Raw genomic sequence first — 20,612 nt, 5'->3', positions numbered from 1 at the left:
CTATGAGCAAAATAGTCATTGTTGATGATGAACCACTTATTGCCAACGGATTGAAAAAACTAATTAATCAATCCAATTATCCACTTGAAGTCGTCTCTGTCTTTTATTCTAGTAAAAAAGCCTTAGAATATTGTTCTACTCATACTGTAGATGTTATTTTAACAGACATTAATATGCCCGAATTAAACGGGTTAGAATTAATTCGATTATTGAAAGAAAAAAATCCTACTCTAGAAGCTATTATTCTAACAGGATTCGGCTCATATAGTTATGCTAAAGAGGCAATTACTTTGGGAGTACATCATTTCCTAGAAAAACCAATTAGAAAATTTGAATTAGAAGAAACTCTAAGAAAAGTCTTAATTAAAACTGAAAAAAATAAAATAGAGCAGCAACTATTTATCAAAGAACAAATTGAGCGCTTTTTAAGCAATTCAGATTGTTGCTCCTGGCCTTCTGAATTAGATTTCCCTATGCACTTGTATACCTATGATTCCACTTATTATCCAACAATTTATAATGCGTTGGAACCCATAATCGATACTTATTCGATTATTAGCGGGCATATAAAAAAAACGGGTTACTTTTTATTTAGCGATACTTTTGTTGATACCAATCAAGTTTTATCTTTATTCAAAGAACTGATTGATAAAAATATTTTTATTCTCTATTCTTACAATTTGAATTCAGAATCTTTAAAAAATAATATCAACCAAGCTCGAAATTATTTTGATCGACAATTTTATTTTGATGAAGTTACTATTTACTCTCAAAATGATATTTTTAAACAATGGAATCCAGAGCTTTATACTCAATTTCAGCTTAATTTTTTCAAAGCTCTAGATAAGCGAGAACTCCATCTTGCTTTAACTTTAATTGATCAACTTTTTATAGAATACAAAAAATCACTTTATCCAGTGCAACTCGTCCGCTTACAAATTATTGATTTATTAGAAACTTTTTTCAAAAGGTTCCCAATGAATAAAGACCCACTATTTATTGATTACGCACCTAAAATAATGCTTTTAAACAATTGGAAAGACGTCCACTATTTAGTTACCCACGCTATTCATTTATTAGAGACCGCGTTAGAAGTCGAAAATGAATCTAGTATTGTAAAAAAAGTGAATCTGATTATTGAAAAATATTATGATCAAGAGCAACTATCAATGAAATGGTTAGCAAATACACTTTTATTTTTAAACCCTGATTATGTTGGCAAAGTTTATCAGCAACAAACCGGGCAAAGGTTCACAACTCGATTAACGAACTATCGAATTGAAAAAGCGAAAGAATTATTAAATGATAACTATAAAGTATATGAAGTTTCATCTATGGTAGGTTTTGGGAATTCTCCAGAATATTTTGTGCAATTATTTAAAAAACATGTTGGAAAGACTCCTAAACAATATACGATAAAGCAAAAGAGTAAACAAACCCTTTAATCAAAAAAAAAACGTGCGCAGATTTTACTGTCTGTCGTACGTTTTTTTTGATTATTTAAATACTCATTACTCTAAAACTCAACCAAATCGGCTACTTGAATCGCCTGGCCAGAAGCAATCGATTGATTCCCAGCAATTCCTGTTAAAATAGAAAGTGCTCCATCCACGTGGCTTGCTGCGCGATTAAACTCATCTTCCACAGGTACACCAAATAAATCATTTAATAAAATTGGGTCGCCACCACCATGGCCACCGGCTTGCTCATCAATGGTCACTTCATAAGGTGCACCAAACATTGGATAAACCATTAATGTTTGTCCAACAACTGCACCCTCGTTTTCTTTTTCGCCACCCGCATTAATATACGATTGTTCCACAATTTTCATTTCGATTCGGCCTTTACTGCCATTAATGGCCACATTAAAACCTTCCCAAGGCATATACGCATTTAAAGAATAAGTTAAAATGGCACCGCTACGATATTTGACAGTCACTCCCATCGTATCTTCAATCGATATATCATCAGAAAAAACATTGCGATCACGAATATACCCGCTATCAGATTCGGCCTTAAGATATAATTCTCTTAATTCTTCTGAGCTTTCTAAATCAATTGCAAAGGGATCATCTTTTGCATGGGGATCGCCATGGTAACGATAGCTAAAATGTTCGAGCCCTCTTTTTTCCGCATTTTTCATTCCGTAAAAGTTCAAATCACCAAAAGCAAAGACGGTTTGCGGTTGACTTTGAATCCAAAAATTAACTAAATCAAAATGATGCGTTGATTTATGAACCAATAAGCCACCACTATTTAATTTGTTACGGTGCCATCTTCTAAAGTAGTCGGCTCCATGTTTGGTATTTAAAAGCCACTCAAAATGAACAGAAAAGACGTCGCCAATCACACCGTCGCGAATTAATTCACGTACTTTTGTGTTGTGAGGAGCATAACGGTAATTAAACGTCACCCGTAAAGATCGCCCGGTTCTTTTTTGACAATCAATAATTTCTTGGGTCTTTTTTGCATCGATGGTCATCGGTTTTTCACTAATCACGTCGTACCCTTTTTCCATGGAACGAATAATATAATCATGGTGATTACGATCCACGGTAGTGACTATGACAAAATCTGGCTTAGTTTCATCTAACATGCGTTCGAAATCTTGATACGCATAGGTTGGGACTTGCGCATGTCCATGTGATTGCGAAATAACTTTATTCGCATAATCCATTCTTGTCTGTGATAAATCACAAAAACCAACGAGTTCACTTGTTTCTTTGTACGTGCTCGCAATTGCCTCATAGAAAAAGCGCGCGCGTCCACCTGTACCAACTTGTACATACCTTTTTTTAACCATTCTTTGAATCTCCTTTTTTTATTTGTTGCTAAAATCAAGATAATTTGTGCCTGGTTTTAAAGAAAATATTTTTCCATTAATCCGATACCAAATTACTTCAGCACTGGGGTTTAGTGCGATTGAACCATCTACTGAAAATACAACTCTTTTGGCGTTTGCCATGTAACGCGTAAATTCAATATTCGTGCAATACCAAATATCTTCTCTTTTTCCAATATATTCACAAAATTCCTCAATTAAACACCAATTTTGATCGTTATCAAACTCATAGCTGTGCCCCCAAACATAAAACAAATAAAGATACTGTGTTTTTGCAAGCGATACGAACTCTTTTGCATGTTCCATCAGTCTTTGATTATGGTGACACGTTGCTTGCCACTCATACCAGTCGTTAGGTAGCCCATAGTGGTGGCTACTTCCAACGACCCTAGCATATTCAATCCCTAAAGCCGGTAGAATTTCTTTGATTTCTTTAGAAAAAGAACCATTTGGATACGACAATCCTTGTACTGGATAGTTCACTAACTGTTCAAGTTGTTGACGATCTCTCATAATTTCGTCTACTACTACTGGTAACGGGCAACGTTCGATTGTTGGATGAGTATAAGTATGTGTAGCGACCTCGTGGTTAAAGTACAACTCTTTAACTTCGGTACTTGGGATTCGTTCTTGATCCGCTTGTTCGTTTATATCCGGGAAAAGTCCACCATTCAAATGAAACGTTCCCTTTATTTGATACTGATTAAAAAGTTCGATTAACCTTTTATCCATTATTTTACCGTCATCATAACTAAGTGTTAGCGCTTTATGTTTTCCTTCTGGGTAGCAAATATAGTATTGCATCCACATAATCTCCTTTAATAGTTTATCTCGATTGGACCTAGTAAGCCTGACTCGAGTGGTACTCGATCCATTTCATTTGCTAAAGTATTTGTAACTTCAAAAGAAATCTGCTTATTAAACAAACTGTCTTTTGAGAGAGTAAATTGATATGGTGACCAAAAAAGTGTTTCTTTTTCTTCCCCATCAACGAATATTGTCACTATATTTTCGACTCTTCCTAAATCTAATTGAACCAATTTAGGTAAAGAATCATACTCTTCTTTTGAAATAAAGAATTCAAAATCATAAGTAATTGTCCCCGAATAAAACCGTGTCTTTTTTTCTTTCGTCCAAGATTCTAAATTTTTTAAGGGAATTGGTGATGTTTTAAATGTGTAATCCAATTGTTTGTTGCGTTTATTTCTTGTCTTTTCTCTTGATTGAACAGTTTCTTCAAACGTTAAAAAAATAAATTCTCTTCTATTTAATACTAAGCTTACGCTACCTTTATTGATAGATTGAGGGGTAATTTTTCCCTTCCAAGGATTCCAAATTTGCACCGTCTGATACTTAGGAGAACAGAAGATATCAAAGGATAATGTTTCATCGCCTTCATTTGATAGTCCAATTATTTGTTGCTCTTCTTTAATGAATTCTGTATATCGGAGCGCTCTTGTTTCACCTTTCATTTCAACTAAGCGATTCGTTTGTAATTTTAAGTCTTCTAAGTAGCTCTCAAAACTATTTTTTTCATTTATAATGAAGACCTGTCCGCCAACTTCTTGAAATTTTTGTAACTTCAATAAAATGAATTCTAAATCAGGGTGTCGGTCTTCAATGAACAAAACGTTATACTTTTGTTTAGCAATACAAAGGAATTCATCTTTTAGGTTAAATTGATTTGCCAATAAATAATCAACTTCCAAATAGTTAAACTCCATTTGATTTTGATAAAGCACTTCAATTCCTTCATATGGCAGGTGTGTTTTCTCGCAAATTACCGCGATGTTGGTCAAATTGTATTGCTGGCTCATCATATAAGACATTCGTTTTATATAATCAGTAAAATAGTGATAGTGTGGCCACCATAAGTTGTTTCTCCCTACATCAGGTGCACGATCTTCTTTTCTTTTACCTTCTAGTGAATAAAAAAAAGCGTGAGGAATAATGAAATTACATCCCCGAACAAATAACCAATCTAAATACCACTTCATCTCATCTGCAGAAAAAGACCACTGGTTGCCATCGCTTCCACAACAACCAAAACATTCATTCGCATTTCTTTCACGTTGGGCGTGTCGAGCTGCATCAGAAGCTGATTTACCTGTAACTGACTCCCGTCCTTTGATTCCTAGTTCATCTTCTGGACCAATCCAACGCCAAACAACATCTTGACCCGGCAAATGAAAATATTTCAACAGACCAATATCGTGGGCATCGTGCGGGTGTCCTGTTAAGTAAATTTGATGATTTGTACACCAATTAGAAATCGGCTGATAGTAGCTTTCTTCTAATTGATCCGTAACACAACTTTGATACTTTTCGGTTATTTTTTGACGCTCTGGATTATCTAAAAAAAGCTTCGGCAAGTCTTTCATCCCAATGCCAATCTTCTTTAATTTTTCTGCTAAATATTCATTATAGGGGCGCATCTTTGAGTGATGGTTGCGTCCGAGAATCGCTGGTTCATCCGTAAAAAAACCTTGAATCGTATTACCAAAATAGGGCGACAGATGTTTAAAATATTCTTCATGTGTATAATCAATAAATAAACGACAAGCTTTAGGATTTAATAAATCAGCGGATGGTGGCGCAGACACTTCACCATCGTCTTCTCCAAAATGGATTCCACGAATTGTCCCACCGCTATCTTCATGTACTAGAACATGTGTTGCCTGTTCGATTGTAGCAACTTCAAAAACAGTTTGATTAATCCATTTAAAAAAGAATAACACCTTACGAAACCCTTTACAATCTTTCTTGTAATCTTCAACCCTAGTAACATAAATTCCTTTGGATGCATATTCTGGATGCGTTCGGACTACGTGCCCATTCGCTGAACCAGAAGGGTACATCCCTTCATCATATAAAATAACTTTCATGTTTAACTCCGTTGCCTGTTCAACAGCTGTTTTCACAAAAGAAAAAAATTGTTCCGAAAGATAAGGAATTTCTTTTGGTATACCCATTCTTGGATGAATAACGAAACCATGTATCCCTTTAGCAAAGAAATCATGAATTTGTTTTTTGATTTCTGTATGAGACAATTCTCCATTCCAAAACCAAAATGGATAAGGCGTATAATCCTCATCAGGAGTAATGAATGCCTCTCTAAGTGTTTTCATTCGGCTCTCCTCTTCTTTGTTTCAGTACTTCACAGCCTGCCATTAGTACTATTCCTATTCCGTGCGTATCATTTACTTTCGTACCTAACTCAAATTTATAGTAATCGCGACTAAAAGAGTAACCCGACCCTTTGCAGACGCCATGCAAATTCCCATCTTCATCAATCATTTTACTAGATAAGGATTCCCACGAATTAGATAATATTGATAAAAGTTCTTTATTTGGATTTTCTAACCAATTTTCTCTCAAGGCAATGCCTAAGTTAAATAAGATAATTGCCGAACAGGAAGTTTCTTCATAAGAGTCCGTATCATCCAATAACTGATGCCACATCGCGTTAGGTCCAATCAATTCTAATATTTCTTGAATAAAAGATTGGTATACTTGTTTTAGCATGTCATATTCTTCAGCTTTTTCACTTGTGTGTAACAAGGTTTCAGTCAATGATAATAGTACCCAACCATTCCCTCTTCCCCAGGGGATATCATTACTTGTTTGCCATTCAAAATTATAAACATGACCAAAAAGTCGCTTGTCTGGTTGCCAAAGGTACTGAATAGACCATAGTAGTTGTTGCTGTGCTTCTTTTAGATACTTTGGTGCTTTTTTATATTGACTATACGCAACTAAAAAGGGGACACTCATATAAGTATCATCTGCCCATGCAGTATTTTCCATTAATGACATGTGCGCATTTACTCGATACAACATCCCATTTGGCTGGCGTCCTTGTTTTTCCATGATATAGGTAGCGATATCTGCTAATACTCGCTCACTTTCTGCCACATCGTCATATTTAAGCACTTCTAAAATAGCTCGTCCAAATGAACCACAGTCATCTAAACTATCAATTAAAACAATATTTTTATTAATTTCTGGTGCCCCAAAATGTTTTGTATCCCATAGCGCATATTCATAATGTGTCGTACAAAGTTCAATATGTTCTTTTACATACCGCGCAACATCTTCTCGATGAAATTGTTTCGCATAAGTATACAAACCTCTCAACGTCACACCTAAAGGATAATTCCACTGACCAAACAATGAGCTTGTTAAGAAAATGCGCATGGTCTGTGCTGGTGCATCTAATTTCCAAAACCGATTCTGAACGACATTTCTTTTACTAATAACTTCAGGAAGCGAGTGTTCCAAAGAGGAGAAAGGCCCCAAATAAGAAATTACTGGGAACGAATCTGAGAAAGCTGACTTTAAAGTAATTGTTTCATTGTTATGGGCAATGTGAACTAGCAATTGATTTAAATAGTTACCTTCATCTTTAAAAATAACAACGACATCATAACTTCCTTGTTTCACAAATAAATTCGTCTTATTTTCTATTTTTTTTCCATCCAAATAAAAATGAGCTTTCGGATAATTGCAGGAGAAAAAATATTCTTTTGATTCCAGAAAAGTTGCAGAAAAAATACCATAGAAATATTGATCCGGTTCACCTCCTAATCTTTTTATCAAAGGTAATTTCTTTTCTTCATCTGTCCAATTAAGCCGTGGCTGAAGAAAATATTTTTCTTCAGGATCATCTAATTGATAAGGATAGTTCATCCAACTTTCTTGAGGGGATGTATGTACAAAGCCTTCAATTTCTTTACGTTCTTTCGTTGGACCAGTTACATAGATTGGATTTGACTTTATTCGAGCACTACCAAACTCACAGCCCCAACCAATTTTTGTTTTTTGTGAAATAATTTGAATTGATAATTCGGTTTCATTTTTTGCAGTATAGCGAAAATATTCTGCTTCATTTCTTCTGTTTTCAGCTATCAGCCCACTTTTATAAACAATTTGCTGATTTATTTTGATAATTGTTGGACTATGAGGATTTATATAAAAATCAAATATTTGATTTGGTTCACATTTTAACCTTCCCCAATTACAGACCCAACTGCCAATTTTGGATTCCGGATATTTTTTTTCAAAGAATAGCTCATAACGAAATTTATGATTTCTATGAAAATTATTCTCTAGGGAAATCCGATAAACAGGGGCAACAATTGGGTTTTCTTCTATATAACGATTCGTTAGCTTAGTTAATTTGGTATAAATTTTTGTTATTCGTTCATCATTTATACTTGTCATTTTTTATAGTCCCTCTCAAATAAAAATACTCGAGTCAACATTGAAAGTGTCTCGAGCATTATTTTTTATGAATGAATTCAAATGATTAAGTTTATACTCGAAATTTTTTAATCTTATCCTTTTACAGAACCTACCATCATCCCTTTTGCAAAATGCTTTTGCAAAAAAGGATAAAAAATTAAAATAGGTAACGTTGCTACGACGATAACTGCAAATTTTATACCTTGCTCTGGCGGAATGTAATTGGGATCTAGAAGTGCTTCGTTATTTAAAGCGCTTGAAGATAAAGTTATTTGGCGTAATAATAATTGTATTGGCCATTTTGCACTATCGTTAATATACAAAAGCCCACTCATAAAATCATTCCAAATACCGACTGCATAAAAAAGAGTAAAAGTTGCAATCACTGGTTTTGACAAAGGTAACATAATCTTAGAAAAAATGGTGAGTTCACTAGCGCCGTCCATACGAGCGGACTCTTCTAGTTCCATTGGTATTTCTTGAAAAAAGTTCTTGATAATCATTAAGTTAAACGGACTAATCGCTGCTGGTAAAATCAAAGCCCAATAAGTATCTAGAAGACCTAATCCTTTTACAACTAAAAAGGTTGGAATCATTCCTCCTGAAAATAACATTGCAACAATAACCATATTTAATAACACTTTTCGTCCTTTTAAATATGATCGAGATAGTGGATATGCAAAAGAAAAAGTAAAGAACAATTGAACGAGTGTCCCGACAATCGTTACTCCAATTGTTATGATTAAACTTCGGATAAAAGCCGGTGTTGATAAAATATAGCGATACGATTCCAATGATATTTCTTTTGGCCATAAGAAGAAGGAGCGTGTCACAATTTCTGACTCTGTTGAAAATGACGCTGCAATCACATAGATAAATGGCAGTATCATAATAATCGCTAAAGAAAATAAGAAAATGATATTAAAAACATCAAATACTTTTCCTGCTTTTGTATTATGTAATTTATTCATTGTGCATCCTCCCTTTATTAATAGAAACCACTTTCGCCAAATGCTTTTGCTAGTTTATTCGTTGATAACACTAGAATTATGCCAACAACAGATTTAAATAATCCAACTGCCGTACTATAACTATAAGCTCCTTGAGTAATCCCCATCATATAGACATAAGTATCAAATACATCTGCGACAGAGCGATTTAGTGCGTTCGTCATTAAGTAGATTTGATCAAATCCTGAAGTTAAAATGGAACCTACTTTTAAAATTAACATAATTACAATCGTACTTCTAATTGCTGGTAAGGTAATGTGCCAAACTCTTCTAAACCGACCTGCGCCGTCCATAATAGCTGCTTCATATTGCTCTTGGTCAACGCCCGCTAAAGCAGCTAAGAAAATGATGGTCCCCCACCCAATTTCTTTCCAAATCCCTTGTAAAATAATCATTGGTCGAAACCAATTCGGATCGGATAAGAAATTAATCTCTCTACCAGTCAACATCCTAACAATTTCTGTAATAATTCCACCATTTACTGAAAACAAAATAGCAGTAATACTCACAACAATTGCCCATGATAGAAAATGTGGCACATATACCATCGTTTGAATGACTCGTTTGTAAATAGCTTTAGAAAGTTCATTTAATAAAATTGCTAGGATAATAGGTGCTGGGAATGAAATGACAATACTTAAAAAAGATAGAATTAACGTATTCCCCATAATTCTCATGAAATCTGGATTAATAAAAAAATCGTGAAAATTTTGAAGCCCTACCCATTTACTTCCGTGGATTCCTAGAAATGGAACGTAATCTTTAAAAGCGATAATTACACCATACATCGGTGCATATTTAAAAATCAAAAAATATAACAACCCCGGTAACGTCATAATATAAAGCCATTTATTATTAATAATATGAATTTTCGTATTCTCCCATTTTGAACGGCTTGACGACGAAGTTGATTGTTTTATTTTTTTATTCATAATTAACTTTCCTCTTGCTTGATTCATTTGCTACCTCCTTTACAAATATTGCTTGTCGCTAGTCAAAGACTAGCGACAATTCAATTTACTTGTTATTTTTATGTAATTCATTTGTTTCTTTAATTAATTCATCGCCACCACTTTTTGCCCAAAGATTCAACGCATCTTGCCAACCTTTTTCATCAATTTGACCTGCAATGAATTGAATTTTCGCGTCTGTAATAATTTGGTCTAATTGAGCACCTTTTGTCGTATAAGTATTGGTAATATAAGCTGCTGCTGGATTAAAGATAGCAAATTCTTTGTCTCTTGTTTCTAATTCTGTTCTTAAATCAGTAAAGTCTTGGTCCATTTCGGTCGTTGGAGCTGCTTTAGGTACAGCAAAGCCTGCTACACCCATTCCCATTTGAGAGTATGATTTTAAAGCCGTATTCACTACGGTAGCTTCTGCATTGTCAATCGCTTTTGTAAATTTCTTCTCTGCATCAGCAAATTCAAAGTTTACACTTTCAATTCCAATATTTAGTAATTGATTCATTTCTTCACTGTTCATCTTATCTAATACGGTTAAAACTTCTTTTAAATCTTCTTCTGTCTTCACTGATGTTTTAGGAATCGCTAAAAATCCAGAATAACCATCTGTCGGTAATGCATTTGTTTTACCGTTTGGTCCCTCTAAGTTTCCAACAATTGACACCAATTCTACGGTATTGTCAGGATCTTGTTGTTTAAATAGATTTCGGATAGTTGCTGCTCGAGAATAGGTATCTAGAATAATCCCCGCTTGCCCATTAACAAATGGGTCATTCCATTTGTCAGATGCCAACGTAGCAAAGTCTTTATTAATCAAACCTTCACTTACCATTTTGCGGGCTTCCTCGATTGCTTGATAGTATTCATCTGTTTGAAACGAAGGGATCAGTTCGCCGCCTTTTTCAGTCCACTGATTCCCTGATCCATACCAGGTTGTTAATAAATCAAAAGCCTGTGGGAAGTTCGGAATGACGATCCCTGTTGTATCCGCCTTACCGTTTCCATCTGGATCTTGTTCGGTAAATGCTTTTGCAACATTGTATAAATCTTCTACCGTTTTTGGCTCTTCTAACCCTAAGTTATCCAGCCAGTCTTTACGAATTATTGCTGTTGAACGAATGAGATCCCGACTACGATATATCCCATAAACTTTTCCATTTAAACTGGATGCTTGCAGGACTTCTTCATTCACTTTTGATAAATTTGGATACTCTCCTAAATACTCGGATAATTCCCAGAAAGCGCCATTTTCAGCGGATTTAACAAATCCCGCATCTTTTCCTTGAATCACCATAACTTGTGGAATATCATCCGAAGCTAATGTCACGTTCATTTTATCTGCATATAAAGTATTTGGTACCCATGTAATTTTAAGTTTTTTGCCAATTGCTTCTTCTAATCTTTCTTGTACAATATTATCGTTTGATGGTGGATCCGTCTCAATAAAAGGAACCATCATGGTTAGTTCTTTTGATTCTTCTTTCTTTGCTCCTTCTTTCGGTTCGCTTGATCCGCACGCAGCTAACAATACTACCGATGCAAGACTAACCCCACACATCATTAATTTTCGATTTAACTTCATTTTTCTTCCTCCATTTTATCAATTGTTTTTGGCAAATATTCACGAATAAATTCTAAACACAAAATAACATTTAAACACCACTGAGAAGCGACATTTGTTGAAATCCAAGGTAATTCTGTCACTTTTTTCCAAGTGATTGCCTCTTGTTCTGTCTTCTCCATTGGCAATGGCACACCAGATTTTTCTTCTTTTAATAATATTTCCCAAGCAAGTTCAGCTAGCGTTTCATCTTGATAAAAATTAGCAGCATAACCCATTAACCCCGTGGCAAACATCGGCCATGCAAAATGTTGGTCGTATAGTAGGTTCTTTGTTTGTTCTCTTTTTTCTAAATCAGGAAGACAATAGAATCGACCAAATTCAGCTAGCATCTCACGCCATTCTGGATTATTAATATTTTGAGCAATCTCCAACCAATATTGAGGTGCACCAAATGAAATAATCATATGGTAACCACCAACATTACCTGTACCAAAGTAACTTAGTTCTTTCGTTTCTTTATCAAAAAGATACGTAGGTCCGGATAATAAACGATGTGGTGTTTCTTTAATCCCTTTAATACCAGTTCTAATCCGTTCTAAATAACTTTTATCTCCGGTTCGCTCCCATTGGGTAAACCAATTTGAAGTTAAAGCTGCCCAATCTGGCCCCACTCGAATTGGGTATTTCCCATCCATTTTTTCAGGATAAAACTCTCTTAATGGTGCCAATTCATCAAAAATCGATAATTCATTATCTTTGACTTCAGACATTAAGTCGCCGGTTCGTTCATCACCAGTTAAATAGTAGTAATAGCGATGTAAACCAGCAGCAGATATACGCGCTTCTTTACATTGACACCCCCAGTGAAGAACATTGTGCCGTGATCCAAGCCCACAGTATTCTCCTAAATGATATTGATCTACTTCTGAAGTATGTTTTGTCATCGCTTCTGCTAAATAAAATGCTTCGTAATCACCAGTTCTTAAAAAGTCTTGCCATAGCCATAAGTTAGGAACTAACTCTGTATTTTGCCAAGCATAGCCGCCTAAATCGTAGCGCCATGTATGACGAGCTTGATCATAGGTATGCATCACGTCCCCATAGTTCCAAAATCCATACCAGTCTCTTTGCTCGATTTCTTTCACATAAAAGTCCCTTAAATAACGCATTTGTCGTTCTAAAAAAGCTTCTACTGGGTTGGTATAGTTTGGTAAGGACCACGTTCCAAATACTTTCGTATCATAATAATCTTTCGGCTCAAAAACAATTTTAGCCGGTGCTACTATTTCTCTGGAGAATGCCCAGAGTTCTTCTTTTGTTTTGGGTTTTGAAAACACTTGAAATTTCAATGTATTCGTATTTCCGACCCCTATTGCTGTTGATCGTATTTCTTCCATTCCTTCATACGCGCTCAGCATATGGTCTCTTTCTGAGTAATGGGAAAATAACATTTTTTGTGACTTAGGACTCCATAACCAAGCAGTTAATTGTGTATCTTTTTCGGTCAAGCCACAAACTTCAATTTCTCTAGGTGCTTTTTCCCAAAACTTCTCAATCCCAACTGCTACACCACCTGTTTCTCCGCTAATTGAAACGACACCAGGTGCTCTATTACCATACCCAATTTCAATCGGTGTATAGTCAGGTCTAGTTTGTTTTATTAGTTTGTACGAACGATGATTTTCTTGAATGATATTAAAATTATTCCACAATGCATTTTCTTTTGCATGTCGTAACATTTCTTGGTTTTCTTCTGAGAGGATAACTGTTTGGCCTAATAACTGCTTATCGTACAGTATATTTCCCTGCCAATGCCTTCTTGAAATAAATGACTGTGCTGCTTCGGTATATACTCCTTCTTCCCCAGCAATCGAGAAATGACGGTTCCACTGCTCTCCTTTTAATGGAACGTCTGCCGTTAGGTAAACGCCTTCAATTGGCACATCCTGATTAATAATCAACGTATGGACGACATCAAATGTTTCTAATTGTTGATAAAAACGTAAACGAATAATAAATTCTTGTAAATTTTGCTTATTGACTTTAAATTTTCCAGTTACTTTTACAACTGCTTTTAATGGTCCATTTTCTTCTAACTCTATGGAATCAACGGACATCGTCGTTTTTGTTCCTTCTACTTGAGTCCCCAGTCTTAAGTGATGTAACTTCACTTCATTTTCTATTTTTATCCAATCAATTATATTTTCTCCATTGCCATGTTTAGGTAAATATGCTTGAAAAAGACCGTTATCGACGTAAATACCGTTATATTTTTCTACGGCAATTGACTGTTTTTCTTTGGAATCTGTTTCCCAAGATAACTGCGTATCCTCGAATGTTTCCTCTTCTTTCATGTAGATTCCTGTGTGTGAGGTCCATTTAATTGATCCGTCCGGCCAATAGGCTAAAACTTTGGATTGTAACTTTTTTTCCCCTAGATATGCCATTTGCCTAAACTGACTGTTTGGTAATTCCCCTTTCGACCAAGGTTTTCCATATGTAACGCTAATTTTGGTAGTCGGGGCTTGCTTTAACCACTTCACAACCATATTCTTTTTCTTCTCCTCCTTGAATTAGTTTTACTTCATTTAATTCAAATAATCGTAAATGAATTCCCATTGTTACAATGCTCCATAACCCAAAAGTAAAAAATAAAAATAGACCTGGTAAAAATAGCGATCCATAAAAGCACATTGCCGTCCACAATATTGTTAAAAGGCTCCCGATAATGTTGTAGATTGAAAATTGAAGGCTTTTCAGCAAACACTCGATTGGATTAAGTTCGTAAAATTGATCCAAACTACACGCAAAAAATAACATTAACATCAATAAAATTTGAATGATACTTAAGAACACTAAAGAAACCGTTGTCATTTCATCTAAAAACAAAGAAATATTCCATAAAATAAAGAAAAATGAAATGAATATAGGTAAAACAATTTGATTTCCTCTTATAAATGTTTTCTTATAATTTTTCCAATATTCGCTAAAAGGATGGTTCAATTCTTTTTTATGATACTTTTTTGATAAATGAAAAATCGTTAACAAGCTAGGACCAAAACCAAATATTCCAAAACCAAGTATCGTTCCTAATAAAAATAAAAAATTAAAAATAGCACATGTATACAATACGTTTAACCCAGTATATATTTTATAGATAAAAGAGCCTTCATTCACTTCATTCCCCTCCATCCATTAATTCTGAAATAACTAGGTTTCGGTATTTTGCTTTCATTGGCGCCATTTGTCTAAACCCTATAAAACCTTCTTCTAAAACTGGACCAAAAGCTTCACCATCATCTTGCCATTCAAAAATCAATAAATTATTAATTGAAAAAGAAATTTTCCCTCCATATTTTTCTATTTGTATCTCATAAAAATCAAGGGCGTCTTCAGCAGGTGGGAGTGGGTCTCCTCCTTGCGTTATAAAATGAAACCCTGAACTTTTTCTCAAGTTACAAGTTCTAAATGCTAATTCGCTTGGATATTTGTGCCTAAAATAAGAAATATGATAAGCATTAATATCACCTGAATGATATTGCGGATAATAACCATTTCTTTTATTCAACTGTGGATCAAAAATCGACTCTTTGTTTTTTCCTAAAGCACTAAAAAAAGTCATACATAATCCTGGTTCTCTTATTGGTAAAAACTCCCACTTAATTTTAATATTACTTGGAAATTTTTCTGGTAACCAATAAGTAAAATGTGCATAATCTCCTAATTCTTCTGGAGCCCCATTTTCGAGAATTAAGCCCTCTTCAAAAGTTACTTTAATTTCTCCTTCTGCTTTCCAATTGGAAATATCTGTTGGTTGCATTAAAGGATTCGTATAGATGATTTTTTCAACAAGCATTTTTTCACTCCCTTAAGCTTTTTACAACTCAAATTGTAAGCGTTTCACTAATTTCTATCAATTGACTTATTTTTACAAAATAAAAAGAAACGCCGATAAATCAACGTTTCTTTTCTGTTTTTCAGAAATAGTCTATCATTTTAAAAAAAGGAAATTGTCTCTTTCGCTAGATTAACCTTCCCCATACTCTTTTCGGTATTGTCCTGGTGTAATTCCAAATTTCTTTTTAAACAAGCGATTAAAGTAGCTAGGATTATAGCCAATATTCTCTGCTATTTCATTTATCCTCATGTTAGATTGAGCTAGTTTTTGCTTAGAAACTTCTAAACGAAAATCTGTTAAATAGTCAATAAAGTTCATTTTAGTTACTCGTTTGAATTCACGACTTAAATAGCTAGATTCTATCCCAACTTTATCCGCTAAACTTTCTAATGATAAATCGGGATTACAATGACACTGATTTACGTAATCTAATACTTGATATACCGCTTCTTCCGTACTTGAATGATGACTCTCTTTTAATAGCAAGCTCGCAGGTTTTAAATAATCTTCAAAAAACAAGCTCGATATGGATTCCAAACTAACTTTTCTTTCAATTTTTTTCATTAATGTTTTTTTAGAAATATAGTGTTCCTCGGAAACATGCTGTTGCTGCAATCTGCTTTTTACTTGATCATATAAATGTCCTAAAGCAAGTAACATTACCCCTGTCGTCGAGTTTTGTTTATAAATGTTTTGAATAAATTCATCTAAAGTTAAAGAGATACTTGATAACTCACTACGTTCAAAAGCACCCAGTATTTTTTGCTCTAAGTTATTGGGATAAAGGTAATCATTCACTGACTTTTGCTTAGCAGAAAAAATTACTTGGTTTTCTTGAATGATTTTTTGATAATCACGCATTTTTTTCATTTCAATCATTCTAGAAGCGAGTTGGCTAATTTCTGTTTCTCTTATTCCAACAGCAACTACCACATATTTTTGAATTACACGATTGACATACTTTTGTATTTCTTCAAAAAAAGCTTCTTCGGCGGTTTCTTCGCTATTCACTACAAAAAGATATAGACCATTTTCATCGTATTCAAAAACAACATATTCGCTAAATGCCCGGTATGCAATATCTAGAATTAAGTTTTCCAAGATAAATAATTGAGAAGCATTCGTCACTTCTTCAGAATCGTTAATATTGCCAGTCAGATAGATGTATAAAATTTTATAATGTTCAATTTTATTCGTCCAGTGATTTTTGATCAATAACGTTTTTAATTCTTCTTCTGTCAAATAGCTGTATTTGCCCTCAATCACTTGCCCTAAAATTGCTTGTTTAACCTTTAAATCGCCAAAACTTTTTTGATACTCCAAATCCGATCGCTTTTTCTCGATTATATTCCATTGTGAGATTAAATATTCAAATTCATTCCCAGTGTTATTTGTTCTCGCATCACCAAATAACTCAATCATTAAATTATCAATTGGTTGATAAGTTTTTTTAGCAAATATTTGACTCCAAATAATCGATAAAATAAAAAATAACATCCCTATCGCAAAAAATATATTCGAAAAAAATAGAATCGGTTTTACAATGATATCAATTGGGGTCGCAGAATAAAAATACCAATTTTGAGACAAACGATTGATTTTTAACGAAACAAAATTATAAGTAGTCCCATTTAATTTTTCTTGCCAACTCTCATGCTTGTCTAGATACTGACTAATATTTTGACGATTGAACAATTCGCCAATACTAATAATTAATTGATTATCGACGGCTAAAGCAACGCTACCTACATCTGTTACGGTCACTTTAAGTAAGTTAAGTACTTCACTTTTGTCAATAATCGTTACTAAATAGGCTGTTCCTTCGCTTGCGACACCACTAACATCTTGTAAAAAAACAGTTTCTCCTTTTTTATTAGTTTTCCATTGATAAGAGCGCTCATTTGTAATTTTATACTCGTTATACCGTTTGTTATTAGGTAGTGTATAAGTTCCACCTTCACTAATAACAAACGGTCCATCTGTATTAAAAACTAGCAACATACTTTCTTTAATTAATGAATTACTACTAGAAAAAAAGAACAATTGTTGTGCAACACGATTGATTTGTTGGAAATCACCAATACTTTGAATTGGCGTTAGTTGAAATTCTTTTTGAAACGTTTGACCTAAATTACTAGAAGAAATTTCAATTTGTCCAAGTTGTTCACTAATATAAGCAACTTCATGCTTTACAGACTCATTATGGCGATTAATATATTCTTTGATAATTGGTCCATTAAAGTACATTCTCGCTGAAACAGCAATTATAATAATCGGCAACGAAAATAACAAACTAAATATTCGGAGGTAGCTTCTTAAACTTTGATTTTTTTTTAACAATTTTAACGACTCCTCCTCAAATTCCTTCGCTATTTAGTAAGTCTTTCTTATAAATAAGATTCTCTTATGATTTATGATTTTATTCGTATTTAATCTTTTTCTATTGCCAAGATATGATGACCATAAGGCAATACATTGTGTTTTTCTTTACAATACCTCACCCCCGTCAATAAATCAATCGCATCCTTATGAAGTGTGAAGTTTTCTTCTTTGCCGGTCATATTCGCTAGGTAAATTTGCAAGTGGGTCTTTGTCTCGCGGCAATATTTTACTAATCCTTTGTTTAAAGAAATAGAAGACGCTGATTTTTCAAACGGGGCAATTTCTTTTGCCAAGTACGCTTGCCAAAGTGGGTTATCAGTGTAATTTTTCGGCAAGCCACCGATGTAAGTCACACTCCCTTTTCCTTGTTTTTTCGTTGCTAAAATTGTTTTTCCTTCATTTGTTTGGGCGAGCGTTTCCCAAGTTTCTCCTACAGAAAAAGTGGTTAAAAGTCCGGATAAAGGTGCTTTTTGATTCTCATAAGTCATATAATCTACGGTGTCATTGGCTACATACTGGGTAACGTTTTTTATTTCTAACCACTCACCCAAAATGTCTAAGCCATTTGTTTTGGGCCACGCTAGTTCTTCTGTACGATCGCCGGTCATCGGTCCTAAGATTAATTTGCCGCCTTGTTGAACAAATGCTTTGATTTTTTCTAATAGGATTGGCGATAAGTGGCGGACAAAAGGAATCATTAAAAGATCAAACGTAGAAAAATCACTCGTTTCCTGAATGACTTCTGCTTGAATTCCTTGGTAAATCAAACTAGCAAAACAATCCGTCACTAAACTACGGTGTTGATAAATGCCACCGGATTCAACATTGTAATGTCTTTTGGCGTGATCCGAATAAACAATGGCAATCTTGGATGGAACAAAAGTGCTCTGTTCTAAGAAAGGCCTCATTTTTTCAATGAGTTCGCCGCTTTTTTTGACGTCTTCATAACCTTTATCAGGCTCGCCCCATGCCGTGACGACACAACTATGTGGTTGCTCTACGCCATAACGATGCCCTCTAAAATGCCAATAACTAAATGATTTTAAGCCGCCCGCAAAACCTGTAAAGACCTCATTTACTAAATAGCCTGCAGGGTGTGGTTGAACGTAATTTTCAAGATGCCCTGCGTGAGAGGTGCTCGTTTCTAACAAAAGCATGTCTTGTTGATTTTTCTTTACATTGCGCCAAGTGTCCATGTTCAGTAAAAAGGCTGGATAATTTGATGCGGCTGGGTATGTATCAAAACCAACGACATCTAGTTCGGAAAATAATTCTTCATTTAACAAGTTAAAGCCAAATGACGTATTATGCGTGACAGGTAAATCCGTTTCAATTCGGATGCAATGGGTCAATTCATGGGCGAATTCATTTAACGTTTCGGCTGTAAAACGACGAAATGCATTCATTAGCGACGCATGATGAAGAAATGGGGTTGTTTTGGGTAAAACGACCTCTGCAAACGAACGATATTCCTCACTCCAAATTTTTGTTCCCCAAGCAGCATTTAAGTTTTCGATTTCTAAATATTCTTCTGCTAACCACTCGTGCCATCTCGCTTGGCAAGTATCGCAGTAGCATAGGTCAACGTGGCATTTAAATTCATTGTCTAACTGGATCGCGATGACGTTCTCGTATTTTTTTGAAAAAGCAGCAATTTTTTGCGTTAGTTGATAAGCTTTTTCTCGGAAGTAAGCATTATTTGTACAAACATGTTGGCGCGAACCATGAACCATTTTTGTACCATCAATATTAGTAATCAAGCGTTCTGGGTGTTCATAGGTCAACCATCTTGGCGGCGTTGGCGTTGGAATACAAAGGCAAACATCAATCCCATTTTCTTGATATAAAGTTAAAGCTTCTTCTAATAAAGTAAAATCGTACTGCCCTTCTTCTGGCTCAAGTGCACTCCAAACAAACTCACCAATACGTGCAAAGTTCATCTTTAATGCTTGTAAATGCTTCACGTCGGTTTCCATCACTTCTTTTGACCAAACTTCTGGATACATACAAGCACCGTAATAATATTGATTGAATAATGGAGCGGTTGATAAAAAATCGGCGAGACGTAAGCAAACATACCGCGCAACTTGAGCCGCACCGACTGTTGAAAAATGCGTGTCGTCTACACTACCAACTGGAAAAACAACATCTCCTGGCGCTGGATGAATAAATAGCGCACGACTTTTTCTTTCTCCTAAGCGTTGATACAGTTGATTGGTATAGCGGTTTAACGGTAAAAGCGTAACCTCTTCTTCTTTGGCTAAACGGCGAAGGACACGTTCATATTCTTTTAACGTGGCTTGTTGTTCACCAGAAACGAAATGTCGACGTTCAACCGGGGTACATAAAATGGCTTGCCCACCTTTTTCTTTAATTTGGTGAATCCATCGTTTGATAAAATGAAAATAATCATTCATCGGGACTTTTTTCGTTGGGTTTTGGTCGTTGTGGCCAAACTGAATCAGTACCAAATCCGTTGGTTCTACTTGCGCAATAAGTTGAGCAAAAAGTCCTTCTTCTTCAAATGAACGCGTACTGGCGCCGGCTTTAGCAAAATTTAAGACGGTTAGCTCCGGATATTTTTCAACTAAAAGCGTTTCTAAAGCCTCACCCCACCCAGTCATTTCCCCATATCGTCCTTGATATTTCGCAACCGTTGAATCACCGGCTAATAAAAGTCTCATTTTTTATTCCTCCATTTTTTTCT

The 20,612-nt window shown here is 34.9% G+C and carries 13 protein-coding genes; 1 reads left to right on the top strand and 12 read right to left on the bottom strand.

Annotation, left to right across the window (positions count from 1 at the left end):
* Positions 1 to 2 precede the first annotated feature (2 nt).
* Positions 3 to 1,445, top strand: coding sequence for a response regulator (locus tag JOD14_RS02100; protein WP_204653037.1), 1,443 nt, complete (start codon positions 3 to 5; stop codon positions 1,443 to 1,445).
* 71 nt (positions 1,446 to 1,516) lie between these two features.
* Here JOD14_RS02100 and JOD14_RS02095 read toward each other — a convergent pair whose 3' ends face one another.
* From JOD14_RS02095 to JOD14_RS02040, 12 genes are all read right to left on the bottom strand, one after another.
* Complete coding sequence (locus tag JOD14_RS02095; protein ID WP_204653036.1) at positions 1,517 to 2,803, bottom strand: Gfo/Idh/MocA family oxidoreductase; 1,287 nt, start codon at positions 2,801 to 2,803, stop codon at positions 1,517 to 1,519.
* Positions 2,804 to 2,821: 18 nt separating this feature from the next.
* Positions 2,822 to 3,646, bottom strand: a complete 825-nt coding sequence (locus JOD14_RS02090; protein WP_204653035.1) for a polysaccharide deacetylase family protein — start codon at positions 3,644 to 3,646, stop codon at positions 2,822 to 2,824.
* Between the two features lie 14 nt (positions 3,647 to 3,660).
* Positions 3,661 to 5,970, bottom strand: a complete 2,310-nt coding sequence (locus JOD14_RS02085) for a glycosyl hydrolase (protein ID WP_204653034.1) — start codon at positions 5,968 to 5,970, stop codon at positions 3,661 to 3,663.
* Positions 5,957 to 8,065 (bottom strand): glycoside hydrolase family 88 protein, encoded by a 2,109-nt coding sequence (locus JOD14_RS02080; protein ID WP_204653033.1) that lies wholly within the window; start codon positions 8,063 to 8,065, stop codon positions 5,957 to 5,959. The genes JOD14_RS02085 and JOD14_RS02080 overlap by 14 nt, the downstream gene beginning before the upstream one ends.
* A gap of 113 nt (positions 8,066 to 8,178) precedes the next feature.
* Complete coding sequence (locus JOD14_RS02075) at positions 8,179 to 9,057, bottom strand: carbohydrate ABC transporter permease (RefSeq protein WP_204653032.1); 879 nt, start codon at positions 9,055 to 9,057, stop codon at positions 8,179 to 8,181.
* Between the two features lie 17 nt (positions 9,058 to 9,074).
* Entirely contained in the window at positions 9,075 to 10,055 is a 981-nt protein-coding gene (locus JOD14_RS02070; RefSeq protein WP_239576044.1) for an ABC transporter permease, read from the bottom strand.
* 58 nt (positions 10,056 to 10,113) lie between these two features.
* A complete protein-coding gene (locus JOD14_RS02065) occupies positions 10,114 to 11,643 on the bottom strand; it encodes an extracellular solute-binding protein (RefSeq protein WP_204653031.1) in 1,530 nt (509 codons plus the stop codon).
* Entirely contained in the window at positions 11,640 to 14,174 is a 2,535-nt protein-coding gene (locus JOD14_RS02060; RefSeq protein WP_204653030.1) for an exo-rhamnogalacturonan lyase family protein, read from the bottom strand. The genes JOD14_RS02065 and JOD14_RS02060 overlap by 4 nt, the downstream gene beginning before the upstream one ends.
* Positions 14,131 to 14,802: a DUF624 domain-containing protein gene (locus JOD14_RS02055; protein ID WP_204653029.1), complete on the bottom strand. Its 672-nt coding sequence runs from the start codon at positions 14,800 to 14,802 to the stop codon at positions 14,131 to 14,133. The genes JOD14_RS02060 and JOD14_RS02055 overlap by 44 nt, the downstream gene beginning before the upstream one ends.
* 1 nt (position 14,803) lies before the next feature.
* Positions 14,804 to 15,481 (bottom strand): DUF1961 family protein, encoded by a 678-nt coding sequence (locus JOD14_RS02050; protein WP_204653028.1) that lies wholly within the window; start codon positions 15,479 to 15,481, stop codon positions 14,804 to 14,806.
* A gap of 171 nt (positions 15,482 to 15,652) precedes the next feature.
* Positions 15,653 to 17,863, bottom strand: coding sequence for a helix-turn-helix domain-containing protein (locus JOD14_RS02045; protein WP_204653027.1), 2,211 nt, complete (start codon positions 17,861 to 17,863; stop codon positions 15,653 to 15,655).
* Between the two features lie 89 nt (positions 17,864 to 17,952).
* Positions 17,953 to 20,589 carry a beta-galactosidase gene (locus tag JOD14_RS02040; RefSeq protein WP_204653026.1) on the bottom strand — a complete coding sequence of 879 codons (2,637 nt, stop codon included), beginning with the start codon at positions 20,587 to 20,589 and terminating at the stop codon, positions 17,953 to 17,955.
* Positions 20,590 to 20,612: the final 23 nt, after the last annotated feature.

The sequence above is a fragment of the Enterococcus lemanii genome (assembly GCF_016909125.1).
GTDB lineage: Bacteria > Bacillota > Bacilli > Lactobacillales > Enterococcaceae > Enterococcus_I > Enterococcus_I lemanii.
Note: the sequence above shows the minus strand (reverse complement) of the source record. Positions and strands in the feature narration are given on the sequence as shown.